The 14,725-nt window shown below is 54.5% G+C and carries 10 protein-coding genes and 1 pseudogene; 9 read left to right on the forward strand and 2 right to left on the reverse strand.

All coding sequences use genetic code 11. From position 1 onward, the window contains the following. Positions 1-237: 237 nt before the first annotated feature. Positions 238-1,725, forward strand: a pseudogene (gene lysS / locus B5E84_RS07945) (lysine--tRNA ligase); the annotation flags it as partial. A 173-nt stretch (positions 1,726-1,898) separates the two neighbouring features. On the opposite strand, the gene B5E84_RS07950 reads toward lysS, so the two are convergent. After that, positions 1,899-3,128 carry a site-specific integrase gene (locus tag B5E84_RS07950; protein ID WP_087221583.1) on the reverse strand — a complete coding sequence of 410 codons (1,230 nt, stop codon included), beginning with the start codon at positions 3,126-3,128 and terminating at the stop codon, positions 1,899-1,901. Positions 3,129-3,185: 57 nt separating this feature from the next. Further along, positions 3,186-3,386 (reverse strand): hypothetical protein, encoded by a 201-nt coding sequence (locus B5E84_RS07955; protein ID WP_006573960.1) that lies wholly within the window; start codon positions 3,384-3,386, stop codon positions 3,186-3,188. Between the two features lie 933 nt (positions 3,387-4,319). Between B5E84_RS07955 and B5E84_RS07960 the strand changes: the two genes are divergently transcribed. The 8 genes from B5E84_RS07960 (at position 4,320) to B5E84_RS07995 (ending at position 14,709) form a co-directional block, all read left to right on the forward strand. After that, positions 4,320-5,384 carry a YqaJ viral recombinase family nuclease gene (locus tag B5E84_RS07960; RefSeq protein ID WP_087221585.1) on the forward strand — a complete coding sequence of 355 codons (1,065 nt, stop codon included), beginning with the start codon at positions 4,320-4,322 and terminating at the stop codon, positions 5,382-5,384. A 16-nt stretch (positions 5,385-5,400) separates the two neighbouring features. Continuing rightward, positions 5,401-7,674, forward strand: a complete 2,274-nt coding sequence (recD2, locus tag B5E84_RS07965) for an SF1B family DNA helicase RecD2 (protein WP_087221587.1) — start codon at positions 5,401-5,403, stop codon at positions 7,672-7,674. A 68-nt stretch (positions 7,675-7,742) separates the two neighbouring features. Next, complete coding sequence (locus B5E84_RS07970) at positions 7,743-8,831, forward strand: hypothetical protein (RefSeq protein ID WP_087221589.1); 1,089 nt, start codon at positions 7,743-7,745, stop codon at positions 8,829-8,831. 38 nt (positions 8,832-8,869) lie between these two features. Beyond that, entirely contained in the window at positions 8,870-10,648 is a 1,779-nt protein-coding gene (locus tag B5E84_RS07975; RefSeq protein WP_087221591.1) for a YodL domain-containing protein, read from the forward strand. A gap of 10 nt (positions 10,649-10,658) precedes the next feature. Then, positions 10,659-10,910, forward strand: coding sequence for a hypothetical protein (locus tag B5E84_RS07980; RefSeq protein WP_058963802.1), 252 nt, complete (start codon positions 10,659-10,661; stop codon positions 10,908-10,910). 73 nt (positions 10,911-10,983) lie between these two features. Further along, on the forward strand, positions 10,984-11,958 hold the full coding sequence (locus B5E84_RS07985) for a Cas9 inhibitor AcrIIA9 family protein (protein WP_058963801.1): 975 nt from the start codon (positions 10,984-10,986) through the stop codon (positions 11,956-11,958). An 11-nt stretch (positions 11,959-11,969) separates the two neighbouring features. Further along, positions 11,970-12,515: a DUF7666 domain-containing protein gene (locus B5E84_RS07990; protein WP_058963800.1), complete on the forward strand. Its 546-nt coding sequence runs from the start codon at positions 11,970-11,972 to the stop codon at positions 12,513-12,515. 1 nt (position 12,516) lies between these two features. After that, entirely contained in the window at positions 12,517-14,709 is a 2,193-nt protein-coding gene (locus B5E84_RS07995) for a PcfJ domain-containing protein (protein ID WP_087221593.1), read from the forward strand. Positions 14,710-14,725: the final 16 nt, after the last annotated feature.

Here is a 14,725-nt window from a genome sequence, read left to right on the forward strand (position 1 = left end):
CAGAAAGAATAGTATGAGTATACCGCTAATGGGGAAGATGTGAAAGGATAAGAGCTATTTGTGAAAAGGTAAAAGCTAGACGGGGGTGTGAGAGTAGAATTTAACTTTACATTTCACATGGGCAGGAACGGCGCCCAAGACGCTTGACAAGGACGCGGCGTTTACGCTATAATACGTTGAATGTTGACAGAAATGACCAGATTGTATTAAATATAGGAAGATAAAGGAGTGAAGACAGTGGCAGAGCAGAATCAGGCAAAGAGCCAGGACGAGTTAAACCACGTGCTGCAGGCCCGCCGGGACAAGCTGGCAGAGCTGCAGGTTGCGGGCAAGGATCCGTTTGTGATTACCAAGTACGATGTGACGGCCCACAGCAGCGACGTGAAGGAGAACTATGAGGAGCTGGAAGGAAAGGAAGTAGCCGTTGCGGGCCGCATGATGTTTAAGCGGGTGATGGGCAAGGCGTCCTTCTGCAACCTTCAGGATCTGAAGGGAAGAATCCAGGTTTACGTGGCGAGAGACAGCGTAGGCGAGGAGCCTTATAAGGATTTCAAGAAAATGGACATCGGCGACATTGTAGGCGTGCGGGGCACGGTGTTTAAGACCAAGACCGGAGAGATCTCCATTCACGCGGAGGAGGTCACCCTGCTTTCTAAGAGCCTGCAGGTGCTGCCGGAGAAGTTCCACGGCCTGACGGATACGGATACCCGCTACCGCCAGAGATACGTGGATCTGATCATGAACGAGGACGTGAAGGACACCTTTATCAAGCGTTCCAAGATCCTGGCGGCCATCCGCCGTTATCTGGCGGGAGAGGGCTTTATTGAGGTGGAGACTCCCATGCTGGTGGCAAACGCCGGAGGCGCCGCGGCCAGACCCTTTGTGACCCATTCCAACGCTCTGGACGAGGATTTTAAGCTGCGGATTTCTCTGGAGCTCTACTTAAAGAGGCTGATCGTAGGTGGCCTGGAGCGTGTTTACGAGATCGGCCGCGTGTTCCGGAACGAGGGCGTAGACACCCGTCACAATCCGGAGTTTACTCTGATGGAGCTTTACCAGGCCTACACCGATTACCACGGCATGATGGATTTGACGGAGAATCTGTATCGTTACGTGGCCAAGGAGGTTCTGGGAACCACCACCATCGTTTACAACGGCATCGAGATGGATCTGGGACAGCCCTTTGCCCGGATGACCATGGTAGACGCGGTTAAGAAATACTCCGGCGTGGACTTTAACGAGATTCACAGCCTGGAGGAGGCCCGCGCGGCTGCAAAGGAGAAACACATCCAGTTTGAGGAGCGTCACAAGAAGGGCGACATCCTGAACCTGTTCTTCGAGGAGTTCGTGGAGGAGCACCTGGTGCAGCCCACCTTTATCATGGATCACCCGGTGGAGATTTCTCCCCTGACGAAGAAAAAACCGGAAAATCCGGAGTACGTGGAGCGTTTCGAGTTCTTTATGAATGGCTGGGAGATGGCAAACGCCTACTCCGAGTTAAACGATCCCATCGACCAGAGAGAGCGTTTCCGCGCCCAGGAGGAGCTGCTGGCTCAGGGCGACGAGGAGGCGAACCACACCGACGAGGACTTCTTAAATGCCCTGGAGATCGGTATGCCGCCCACCGGCGGAATCGGTTTCGGAATCGACCGGATGTGTATGCTGCTTACGGATTCCGCGGCCATCCGCGATGTTTTGCTGTTCCCGACGATGAAGCCCTTGGACTAAAATTCCACAATATATAGTGTCTGACGAAACCGGACGGCACAAGATGTAGCAAAAAGGGCTTACAACTACAACTTTTCTACAACTTTTGCTTGAAATCAGACGGCATCAGACGGGCCAAAATGAAGGGCAAATCCGTGTTTTTTATGCGGATTTGCCCTTTTTTGCAATTTTCACATTAGCACCAAATTACCCTTGATTGCCTCTGCTTTTTCCCTCATGTTTTCTTGCGTAATATGCGTGTAAATATCCATAGTTGTGGAAAAATCAGCGTGGCCCATCACTTGCTGGATAAACTTGATGTCGTTGGTGCTTTCACAGAGCCGCGTGCAGAATGTGTGTCTCATGTTATGTACGCTAAAATGCGGCAGCAGTTCCGGCTCACGATCTTCCAGTTCAGCCTGATCCATTTCTTCGGCGTTGTAGGCGATGGAGATACGCTGGATGGCCCGATTGATATTATGGGCACTGAGAAAGTAACCTTCCCGATTCCTAAAAAGGAAACCGTGATACCCATTCATCACAAGGTCTTCCGGATAGAGTGTGTCCATGACTTCAATCAATGTGCGGAGCTGTTCAGCAACCTGCGGATACAGGATAGGGATGGTGCGGGTGCCGCTGGCTGTTTTAGGGGTGGTGATATGAAAACCTGCTTTCCCATCAATCACGCGATAGATCAAGTTGTGATTGACAGAGATGGTGTTGTTCTCCAGGTCCACATCATTTTTAGTTAAGCCGGTACATTCCGCAACACGCATTCCCGTACCGAGCAGTACGACCATGACAGGCAGCCAGTGGCTATACATCGGTGACTTGGAAATGAACCGAAGGAAGTTCTTCTGCTGTGTCATGGTCAGCGCGATTCTTTTCTTCGGGGGCGCCCCGGCTCCCTCTGTTTTGAGAGAGCGGTAGACGCCTTTGCTTGGATTTTTTCGGATGTAGTCATCATCGACCGCCAATTCAAGCGTGGGGTGAATCAGGTTATTGATGCTTTCCAAGGAATTGACCGCAAAGCCTTTTTTCAAAAGCTTCGTGTAAAATGTCAGGATGTCGCTCTTTCGGATGTTGGGCAGGGGAATGTTGGCAAACGGCTCATCCTTCACATAGTTGCTCCAAAGATATTCGTAATTCGCCCGTGTAGAAGCCTTTAACTGGATCTTCGTATCCATGAGGACTTTGAACATATCATTTAGGGTGATTTTCATAGCCTCCTGGGTGCGAATACCGTCTTCGCTGTCACGGTTGAGCACTTTTTCTTTGGCCCGCAGGCTGGCAAGGTCAAAATCATAAATGTACTTTTTCTTCTTACCCAGCTTATAGACAAACATATAGCTGCCGTCTGAGCGTTGTGTTTCTCCTGGCCGCAGGTTGCGGCCTTTGTTGTCTTTTCTAACTTTTGGCATAGGCTGATACCTCCCGATGTTTTGTGTGTTGCTGTGCCCGGAATGGGCAAGGTTCTGTTAGCATGAGATCTCGTACAAATATTCCTTCACGCGCTGAACGCTCCAAAGGACACGAGAATTCATGGTAATGCGGGCGTGGGCCAGGTCGCCGATCTGGACGGCCGTGTGCCGCCCGCAGTCGAGCAGTTTGCAAAGCGATTCCGTATCGACCGCCAAGCACTGATCCGGTGAAAGGTCATTGGGTTTTCTTTTTTCCATAATTGCCCTCCTTTATTTGCAATTACATATATCCTTTACTGTTTGTAGAAGAAGGTTTTCAACAAAAACAATGAAGTCATTCAAATTCATCGGGAAGTGTAGTGTCTCTTCCAAAGGCCATTTCCTGCGCCGGGGCGTTCCGCCGCGTATTGCCAGGGCCCGCTGTGCGGTATTTCAATCGTGGGCGGGCTCCATGTGGTCATCGCACACTGTCCGCGATCCCTGTATAACTCCAATGGAAAAGGTTATGGGGCTTGTCAAGGTACAAAAAGAGCGTGCAGACCGGCTACGGAATCCCATGCCATGTCTGTACGCCCTATATATAGGAGATGGCGGCCAAATTTCTGCAAATCCTGTGCCTTTTGATGAGTTTTTTTGAGCGAGCCATTTTCAGTGGCAGAAAGATACTATATATAGATGATATTTCTTGACTAACGCAAGATATTGTGCTACACTGTTTCTGTAATTGATTTTTGTGCGTTTTCCCCTTGTGGGATACAGACTTAGTTTCTGTACCGCGGATTGAAAAATCTGCATTGCACACGCAGTCAAGATTGTACTTGTGCCAGTAGTATTACTGCGCCCCTCTGGGCCGGTATATTACTGGCTTTTTTATTTTTCCGGGACTTTTGCTCCCGTCAGCGAGGATGACTTTGGTTCATAGGCAGCTATGGACATCAGGCGTTACGCCCTTTGTCACCCTCGCTTTTTTTCTGCCCAAATGCCGGAAACGGCTTTGAGGATATACCACAATTACAGAAAGGCAGGTATGAACATGAATGTAAAAAAGCGGAGTCAGGAGTCTCTGACGAGTAAGAGGAAACCGGTGGCGAGCTGGCGGCAGTACCAGAAGCTGAACCAAACCGCACAGAAGCATTGCCCGGTGATTCGGGCACCCGTCATTCCCCGTAGAACGCGGAGGGGGTGTTGAGTATGCCGGTAGGCAGTGTGGCTGTCAAAGAGCGGCATCAGCCCCTGGTGCTGGTGGATACGGCAGGCTTGTCCGAAGAAGAATGGCTTGCCTACCGCCGGAAAGGTATTGGAGGCAGCGATGTTGCAGCTCTGCTGGGCATTTCACCGTGGCGGACGGCCCGGGATCTGTTTTATGACAAGCTGAACATTGCCGTGGTCGAGGACCATGAGGACAACTGGGTGGCCCTGGAGATGGGACACCTGTTGGAACCGCTGGTGGCGAAGATCTTCCAGCACCGGACCGGCTACAAGGTCTATCAGATCAAAAAGATGTTCCAGCACCCGAAGTATCCCTGGATGCTGGCGGATGTGGACTACTTTGTAGAACTGCCGGACGGCACCACCGCTATTCTGGAGATCAAGACCACAAACTACAACGCCAAAGACAACTGGTGGCTGGATGGTGAGGAAACCATTCCGGCCTACTATGAGTCCCAGGGGCGGCATTACATGGCTGTCATGGATGTGGACCGCTGTTTCTTCTGCTGCCTGTATGGCAACAACGAGCAGGAAAGTATTATCCGTGATATGCAGAGGGATCTGGCCTATGAGGATGAGATGATTTTTCTGGAACAGGATTTCTGGGAAAACCATGTGCTTACCAGAACACCGCCGCCTTACACCGAGGATGGAGACCTCGTGATCGAGAGCGTGCGCCGGTACACCGGCCCCGCTGACAAGGAGGCCCCCGCTGTGACACTCGATTTGTCTCTGACGGCCAAGCTGATGCGTTTTCTCCAGCTTCAGGAGCAGAAAAAAGGCGCAGAAGCCGGCAACAAGAAGATTGAGGAAGATATGAAGCGGCTGAAGGCTGCCATCATTGCCAAAATGGGGAAAAGCTGCAAAGCCATTTGCCAGCAGGATGGGGTGAACTATACCGTCACTTACAATCCGATACGAACCCCTGGTATCGACAAGGATAATCTGAAACGGTTGAAGCTGGACCACCCGGACATTTACGAACAATATGTGACTGTCTCAGTGTCACGCCGGTTCGTAGTCAAGTGTGACGGCGAGGCGGCATAAAAGGAGGGAAAAAGAAGTGATCCATAGAGGAACTTATGACGGGACGATCTACCACAACCCCGTAAACAGGTTCTGCATCATCAGCGTAAAAACCGCTGATAAGGAGGTGCCCCAGGAGGCTCGTTCCACCCGCCGGTACAGAGATCATCTGATCCGCTTTGTTGCGACGGGCTATGAACTGCCCCGCACGGACGCGGTAGAGCTGGAACTGGACGGCGAATGGACAAAGGGCAAATATGGTGTGCAGCTTCAGGTGGAACAGTGGCGTGAGATCGTTCCCAAGACCAAGGACGGCGTGGAAGGCTATCTGGCCTCCGGCCTCATCAAAGGCATCGGGCCGGCGACTGCCGCGCAGATCGTCTCCCGGTTTGGCGTGGAAACGCTGGATATTCTGCAAAACCATCCCGAGCGGCTGCTGGAGGTCAAGGGCATTACGGAAAGCAAGCTGGAGGACATCAAAACCTCGTATGCGGAGAGCCGGATGCTCCAAGACCTGATGACGCTGCTCTCCCCATTCAAGATCACGCCGAAAACGGCTCTGAAGATCTACCAGCACTTTGGACCCGCCAGCGTGGACATCTTGAAAAAGAGTCCCTTTGAACTTTGCCAGGTGTCCGGTTTTGGATTTCTCCGGGTAGATGCCATCGTTCAGAAAAACGGCGGCGACCTGCATGACCCCATGCGGGTCAAAGGCGCACTGTTCTGGGCGCTGGAGGACAGCAAGGGCGGCAAAGGACATTTGTTCCTGCCTGGTGAAGCTTTGCGGAAGGAGGCTCTTCGGCTTCTCAACGCAAAAATCCCCGTCCCGTCTCTCCGGCTTCATGAACAGGAGGTCGCGGATGTGCTTCAGGACATGATTCTTCATGGCGAGGTGGTATCCGTCAAAGATAACATCTACCTGCCCCGCACATTCGCACAGGAAGATGAAACGGCCCGGCGTATTGCCATGCGGCTAATAGAGCCGTCTGCGCCGGAGCGCATTGAGCAGGCGCTGGAGCAGGTCAAGCGTGAAATGGGGCTTGTGCTGTCTTCCAAACAGGAGGCAGCGGTCTACGCGGCTTACCGCCACAGCCTGTCCATTATCACAGGTTCTCCCGGCACCGGCAAGACAACGGTGCTCAAGACCATTTTGGAAGTCTACCGCCGCCTGCACCCGAAAGGTGAAATCGTTCTGATGGCACCGACCGGCCGTGCCAGCCGTCGCATGGCGGAAAGCACTGGCTTTGACAAGGCGCGGACGCTCCACAGCGGCCTGGGCCTTGGCAGTGAAGAAGATGACGCCAACCGCAGCAGACAGCAGGAGCCGTTGTCGGCGGACCTGATCATCGTGGACGAGTTTTCTATGGTGGATATGTGGCTGGCAGACAAATTTTTTTCCCGCATCAAGGATGGGGCCCGTGTCGTTCTTGTGGGCGACCCCGATCAGCTCCCCAGCGTGGGCGCCGGGAATGTGTTCCGCGAACTGATCGACTGCGGCCTGATTCCCGTCACGGTACTGGACCAGATCTTCCGCCAGTCCAAGGACAGCCTGATTGCTTATAACGCCAAGTTTATCAACGAGGGCAACACCAAGCTGTACTTTGGGCCGGACTTTGTATTTATGGCAAGCGATAACCAGGCAGAGGCCGCGGAGCGGATCATCGCCCGTTACTGCCGGGAAATCGCGGAAAGCGGCATTGACCGGGTGCAGATTTTGTCCCCCTTCCGTTCGGAAGGCGCCGCGTCGGCGGAACAACTCAACGAGGCCATCCGCGAGGTGGTCAACCCGTTCCGCTCTGCCGAGGAAGAAATCAAAATCGGCGTCAAAGTGTTCCGGGTAAACGACCGGATCATGCAGACCAAAAACACCGCCAAGGTGTCCAACGGCGACCTGGGATTTATCCGCTATATCAAAGACGATGAAGATGGCAAGCGTATCGGTCTGGACTTCGGTGTGGGCCGAGAACTGGAATACAGCGTAGAGGATATGGTCAATCTGGACCTTGCCTACGCCACCACCATCCACAAGGCAATGGGCTCTGAGTATGAAACGGTCATCATGCCGCTTTTGAAAGCGCACACCGTCATGCTCTACCGCAACCTGCTCTATACCGGCATCACCCGAGCCAAAAAGCGCGTGGTGCTGATCGGCCAAAAGCAGGTGCTGTTTATGGCGATCCACCGGAATGAAATCGTCAAGCGGAATACGCTTCTGGGCACGCGCATCGGTATGTACTATAAGGCCTATGCCAAGCGGGCCGGAATCCCGGTCCCGGCAGCTCTGGAAGAAGAACTGAAATACGCTGGTTAAAAAAGAGGCGCAAGGTGCAGAAAATTGCCCGGCGTCTCCTATTTATTACACAGGAAGGAGTATATAACATGAACGAAAACAATGCGAAAACGATGTACGAAGCTGTGCCTGCGGCCTCTGAACTGAACAAGGTGCCGGGCTTTGACCCGCTCAAGTTCCTCCGCCGCACCAAGGACACCTTGAAGCTGGATCTGCCTTATCAGAAACTCTGGTTCCGCATGGCCCATCCCAATGGCCGTATGAGTCTGACGGCGCTGCGGATCACAGAGCAAATGGCGATTTTTGAGGCCAAGGTGTTTCTGGACCGCAGTGACGCGGAGCCGTTCAGTATGAGCACGGCCCAGCAGACTACTCAGGACAGCCGCGATTTCGTAAAAGCCGCCCAGAATGAGGCGCTGAGTCAGGCCCTTACGGACGCCGGTTTTGGCATCCAGCTGATCAGCGCCGGCGCCCAGGCTGAACTGATGGAGAAAAGCTCCGGAGCGGCTGTCAAAAAGGCCGCAGAACCGCCTGCCGGGCCGACGGCACGCACGACACCGCCGCAGAAGCCCCACAGCGCCCCGCAGAAGGGCGATACGCCTGCTGAGGTGAAATCCCCTGCCAGCCCCATCAAAACGCCGCAGAGGGCGTTTGAGGCCGAAAAGGCGGCAACCGTGACAACGGCCCCGTCGAAGGAAAGCACTGCTTCGGAAGCGGTGGAGCAGCACCTGCCGGTAGAGCCTGAGAGGACATTCGATACGCTCCCGGTTGGGCCTTCGCCAAAGACAGAGCAGCCGGTGGCTGAGAGCGAACAGTCGCATGAATTGCCTGTCCGCGGCAATGTAACGGAGCTGCCGGTCCAGCACACGGAGGAATCCGAACCTGCCGCCGAGCCTATGCAGCCCGAAGATGACGCTGCCGGGGCGGCGGATACTGCGGTGGATACCCCCTCTTACACGAAGGACACGCCTATGGAGGATATTCTGCAGGTCATGACGCTGGAACAGGCCCAGCAGGTCATCGTAGACGATGGCATCTGCAAGGGCATGACGATTGCCCAGGTGGCTGAGAAGCGGCCTGTCAATCTGCGGTACTACCTGATCCCGGGCAAGAGCAAGAACAACATGGTCCGCGCGGCCGCACAGCTGGTTTTGGATTCGCTTCAAAAGGCCGGCTGATATGGCCGCCGGCGAGGGCATGAAGGGAGGAATGACAGATGGGCTCGTACCCGGATGAATTTCCCTTCGGTATCATGGAAGTTGTGGAACTGCTGCACCTGCGGGTCAGGCGCCAGCAGGCAAACAGCGTCTATGTGGACTGCCCGTTCTGCGGCGACCGCCGCGGGCGGATGAATGTCAATTTCGTCAAAAATGTCTGGCGGTGCAATCACTGCGACGAACATGGCGGAATGCTGGCGCTATATGCAAAATTGAATCACACGACGACCTCTGACGCTTATTGGGAAATTGCAGAAGCTCTGTGTGACAATACCCACGAGGAACACGCACGCTCCGGGAATGAAGCCCAACAGCAGCCGGTCAGCACCGGGTCCCCATCTTCGGGGGCCCGGGCGGCCGCTGCAGGTCATTCTTCTTCCGAGCGAAAAACTGTGCCGCAGTCGGACAAAGCCAGCCCGGCCGAGATCCACCAGACGCTATCCCTACTGCTGGCCCAGCTTACGCTGCGGCCGGCACATCGGGAACATCTGCGCTCACCAAAGCGTGGGCTGTCTGATGAACAAATCGAGGCGCTGGGCTTTAAGAGTACCCCGCCGCCCTTCTTATGCCGCTCTATCACGGACCGGCTGATCAGGCAGGGCTGCAGGGTGCAGGGCGTACCCGGATTTTACCGGGACGACAGCGGCCATTGGACAATGGCATTTTATAAGAAGACCTCCGGCATTCTGATCCCCGCCGTAGGCTTTGACGGGCGGCTGCAGGGATTCCAGATCATGCTGGATGTGCCGCTGAAACACAAGGATGACCCGCCGGAGAAACCGGGGGCCAAGTACATCTGGTTTTCCTCTTCCTCAAAGACAGACGGGACAGGCTCCGGCAGCCCGGTACATCTGATCGGTGACCCATCCGCCCGGGTGGTCTATGTGATCGAGGGGCTGCTGAAAGCAGATATTTCCCATTGTCTGACCGGGCGCACCTTTGCCGCGATTGCCGGGGCCAACAACACCAGCCCGCTGGACCCGTTGTTTGCCCTTTTGGCGCAGAACGGCACGGAGGAAATCATTGAAGCCCACGATATGGACAAGTACAACAATCAAATGACGATGGCCGGGGCGTCGAAAATTTATCTGACGGCCCGGAAGTATGGCATGAACTGCCGGAGGCTGACCTGGAATCCCAACTATAAGGGATTTGACGATTGGCAGCTGGCACTTCGCCGGGAAAATCAACGGAGAAAGGAGATCGATAGACTTAGTTTTAAGGCGCAGTACCTCCGCGGTTTGTGTGAACTGGCGCATATTGAGGACTGCATCGAACTATGGCAGCACTTGGCTGAAAACAAAACCTGCCTGACGGAGTATCTTGGTTTGACCAGAGAGGAACATGAAACCTTCCTGCGGCAAGGCAGGGATGCCCTCGGCACCCTGCTGGAACCCCAGCGGCGGAAACAGAGATTTGTGCTCTATCAGTTGGAACTGGACGAGCAAAAAGCGATCCCATTTGCTTTCAAGGAACTTGCGGCGCTGCAAAAGGCCGGCTATGAACAGCCGCCCGCCGCCATGTACCGCATGGCCGGGTCTGGCGAAGTCTACTGCCCGGTGGAACAGAGCGACGCAGAGATTTTGAAGCGCCTGTTTGCTGACTGCCGGGAGGAACTGCCGGAGGGCTGCCACGGGCGGCCAATGGCGCTCTCTGATGTGGTAGAACTGGACCATTCTCCACGAAGGATCTACTACTATGTCAATGGGGAGCATGAATTTCCGCAGGTCAAGTTTTCCCCCATGCTTGCCAAAAAGGACATCAAAGAAGGGACATAAAGAGGCTTCAATGGTTGTTGTGAATGAGACGAAGAGAGGGCAACTTCTGGCGCTTCTGGAGCAATGCGCCCATCTGAACGCTGATGTGCGGCCCCGCACGGATAAGGGATATTTTACGGTGACGGTCCCGCCGCCGTGGAATGGCCCGGCCCAGCGGAAAGCCCAGGAGGTGCAGGACAGGATCAAAAAGTGGTCGGAGCAGTATCCCAATGTGATATGTTACTGTTTCGACAGCTTCAGCACACTACTCTATGTGCTGTGACACAGGTAAACGATGGCATGGAACAGGTTTTATCCTGATCCATGCCATTTTTGTCAACGGAAAGGAGTTTATTATGGGATATTTTTCGGAAATGTCGCTGGATATGCAGGAAGGCCGCAAACCGTCTGCCGCCTCGCTCACCCGCGAGTGCGCTTTTGAGGACGGGGAGAACTTTGACGAGCTGCCGGTGCCGCCGGCTGACCGTCAGCCCGTACCGCCTGCCGCAGAGCCGGCGCCGCAGCCTGCTTTTGAGGACGATGAAGATTTGAGCGAGGTCCCGGAAAAGCAGGGACAGCCTGACGAGGCAGGGCCCCCCGCTGAAGAAACCGATGACGGGGACAATGCCGATGAGGGGCAGGCGGAGCCTGCCAAGGCCGATACCTCCAATGCGGACGCTGACGAGGAACAGCGACGTGCCGAGCATGAGGCCGCCGAAGCCAAACGGAAGGCTGAGTGGGAGGCGAAACAGGCGGAAAAGAAGAAGGCCCTGCAGGAACAGATGGACCGCTTGGCCGCCATGAGTGACGATGAGGTGGTGGCTGCCTCCATGCAGCGGGTCAGCGGCGATGTGGAAAAGCTGACCCGGCGCAATATGAAGGAGTGCGTGTCGGAGTATATCCAGACCAAGTGCCTGGAAGACCCGGCATTTGCCCGTCTCACCATGCACCCGAAGAAAACGATGGTCCATTGTTTCCAATACATCAGCCGCAAGGCATGGGAGTACATCCAGGACGAATTGAAAGCAAACGGCATCCAGCCGGGCCAGGGCAGCCAGGGGTATGGCTGCGATATTCCGGATGACCTGTGCTATCAGTGGTCGGAGGACTATTTCCGCGATCCGGACGCCAAAGAGGACCAGGAGCAGGAAGAAAAATTTGTCCCCCGCCCCTACTATGGCAAGTCTTCCGTGAAGTCCTCCAAGAAAAAGAAAACCGAGAAAAAACCTGCTGAGAAGAAAAAGCCGGAGCCTAAGCCGGCGCCGGAGAAAAAGCCTTCTGCTGACGGGCAGATGTCTCTGATGGATTTTGGCATGGCAAAAGCAGGCTGAGGAGGCAGAGCATGATTGCATATAAAGGGTTTCGTCCCGGCATGATCTGCATTGATTACCAGTTTCAGATGGGCCTCAATGTGACTGATAAGGCCAACTGCCGGCAAAATGGCTTCCACTGTGCGGAGAACCCGCTGGATTGCCTGAACTATTACGGAGATATCGACCATTCGGAATATTATATCGTCAATGCCGGCGGGGACATTGACGAGGACGAGGTAGATTCCAAAATCTCCTGCACTGAGCTGACGGTCCTCAAACGGCTGACGAAAGAGGAACTGCTTCTCCATGGCCTCGCTTTTATGGCAGACCATCCCAAGCGGGAATGGAACAGCCATGTGCGGAAAGACCAGGCAGAGGCGTGTGACGGTTATGCGGCCGTCCGCGGCGCTGATCCCATAGCCAAGGGCCGCCGGAAAGGCGATGTGTTGGCGTTTGCCAAGGAAGACCCGGCCACCGGCTGCATCCAGCAGATCGTGGTGGCTACCATTGATGGAAAGACACTTCTGCCCAATGTCTGGTATGGGGTGGATCTTGAGAAAAGGATGGTGAGTTAATTTGAAGAAATCCATGCTTCAAGCGATGCCGGCGCTGACGGCATCGCAGGAGATGAAAGAAGTGGCGATAGCGGATGAGCCAAAAAAGGAGACGACTTATTATGGCCACACCTATACTACCCGCACCTATTTCGCGTTTATGAACTGTCTGGTGCAGGATGGCGTTCTGAAAGCCGCCTTTTTTCTGCCGGATCATCTGCGGCTGGATGGTAATAATCCTGCTTATGAGGTATTTATCGACAAGGAAAACCGCCAGTTTTTGACCTACGATCACTTGGAGAAAAAGTGGCGGGATGCAAAACTGGACCGTTTGGAATGGCCTGGCAGGAACTACTACGCTACCTGCTGGGTCAGCGAGGAAGATGCGGCCTTGGTTCAAGACTATTTTTCCGGCGAGCGCGGTGGCGATCTCGGCATTCTCGACTTTCAGAGGAATGTGAGGGACGAACAGCTGGAACGGCGCCACAAACGGATCACTGACCCATGGGACAAGGATCTGGCGCAGGTGCCGAAATTGCCAAAAGATTGGAAGCGGTGGGCCGACAAGGTGGCCGTGCGGGAAAATTTTATATTTTACCATTACAAGCGCGGCGGAGCCAAAACCGGTTACTGCACTTTCTGCGGGAAGGAGGTGCCCATTTCCGGGCATCCCTACCACAACAAAGAGGGACGCTGTATCCGCTGCCGCCATCCTGTGGTGTTCAAGGCTTTGGGGCGCGCAGGCTATTTTCAAACAGATAAGTATTATGCTTATCTGGTCCAGCGGTGCAGGGATGGATTTGTCGTTCGGGAATTCCGGGCGGACAGGACCTACCGAAAGGATACCCTGCCGCACAGCGAGCCCTATTGGCATGAGTTCCGGCGTTCGATTTATGACCGCACCGGCGAAATCCGTTCCTATTACTGGGGGATGTACTGCCAGCGGGAAACACGCTGGATCGCGGGAAGCCCCTGCTATTATGCTTATTATGGTGATCAATCCGGCCGGGTATATGGAAAGACTTTGCCCAGCCTGGAGAAAAAAGAACTTCGTCAAACCGGCTTGGCCGAGTGGATACGAAGCCATCCGATCACTGATCCCGAAAAATACCTGGCAGTCTGGAAAAGGCTTCCCCAGATGGAGCAGATCTGGAAGGCTGGACTGCAGCGGCTGACAAAGGAGTGTTTCCATAACTGCGACAACGTGCGGAAGCTGGTGCTGAACCCCAGTGAGCCCGGGCTGATCCGCGCTCTGGGCCTGGATGCCTCAAAATTCCGCCGCCTGCGTCAGATGGATGGAGACACAGAAACTTTGGCCTGGCTGCAGCTTGAGAAGCGGACCGGACAGCGTATTACGGACGACATGCTGCGCTGGAGCAAAAAGGAACAGATCAGCGCCAAGGATCTGGTGTTTATCGCAGACCGAATGAGCCTGGTGCAGATCAAAAATTATCTGGAGCGGCAAAAAGAGTATTTTGATGGCAGCTGCCAGCAGGCGCTGACCACCTGGCAGGACTATCTTGCTATGGCGGAACGGCTGCACTATGACACCAGCGATGAGATCGTCTACCGTGTGCGCAAACTGCGCCAGCGGCACGATGAACTGGTCCTTCAGAGTGAAGCCGGGAGCCTGGAAGAGCAGGCGTCGAAAATGGCGGCGAAATATCCCCATGTCAATGCCATCTGTGTGGAACTGCAGGAAAAATATGCCTACAGCGATGACGACTACACGGTGCTTGCGCCCCAAGACATCTTTGAAATCATCAAGGAGGGGCGGATGCTTCATCACTGTGTCGGCAATGATGGCGCCGGCGAGCGGTACTATGACCGCATGGAACGCCGGGAAAGCTTCATCATGTTCCTGCGCCGGACGGAGGAACCTAACGATCCCTACTATACTCTGGAGATTGAACCAGATGGAACAGTTCGTCAGAAGCGCACTTTGTTTGATCGGCAGTATGAAGATATTGAACAGGCAACAGAATTCCTGATCAAATGGCAGAAGGTCATTGCGGCCCGCCTTACCGGCCGCGACCTGAAGCTGGCCGAACGGAGCCGTGAGCTGCGGAAAGAGGAATTTATCCAGATGCGAAAAGACCGTGTGATTATCCACACCGGGCATCTGGCTGGCCGTCTGCTGGCAGATGTGCTGCTGGCCGACTTAATGGAAAATACGGAAGTCATGCAGCCGCAGGCGTTACCTGCCGCCGCGTGAGACAGGTTCAATGGCC

It is taken from the genome of Lachnoclostridium sp. An14 (assembly GCF_002160755.1).
Taxonomy (GTDB): domain Bacteria; phylum Bacillota; class Clostridia; order Lachnospirales; family Lachnospiraceae; genus Lachnoclostridium_A.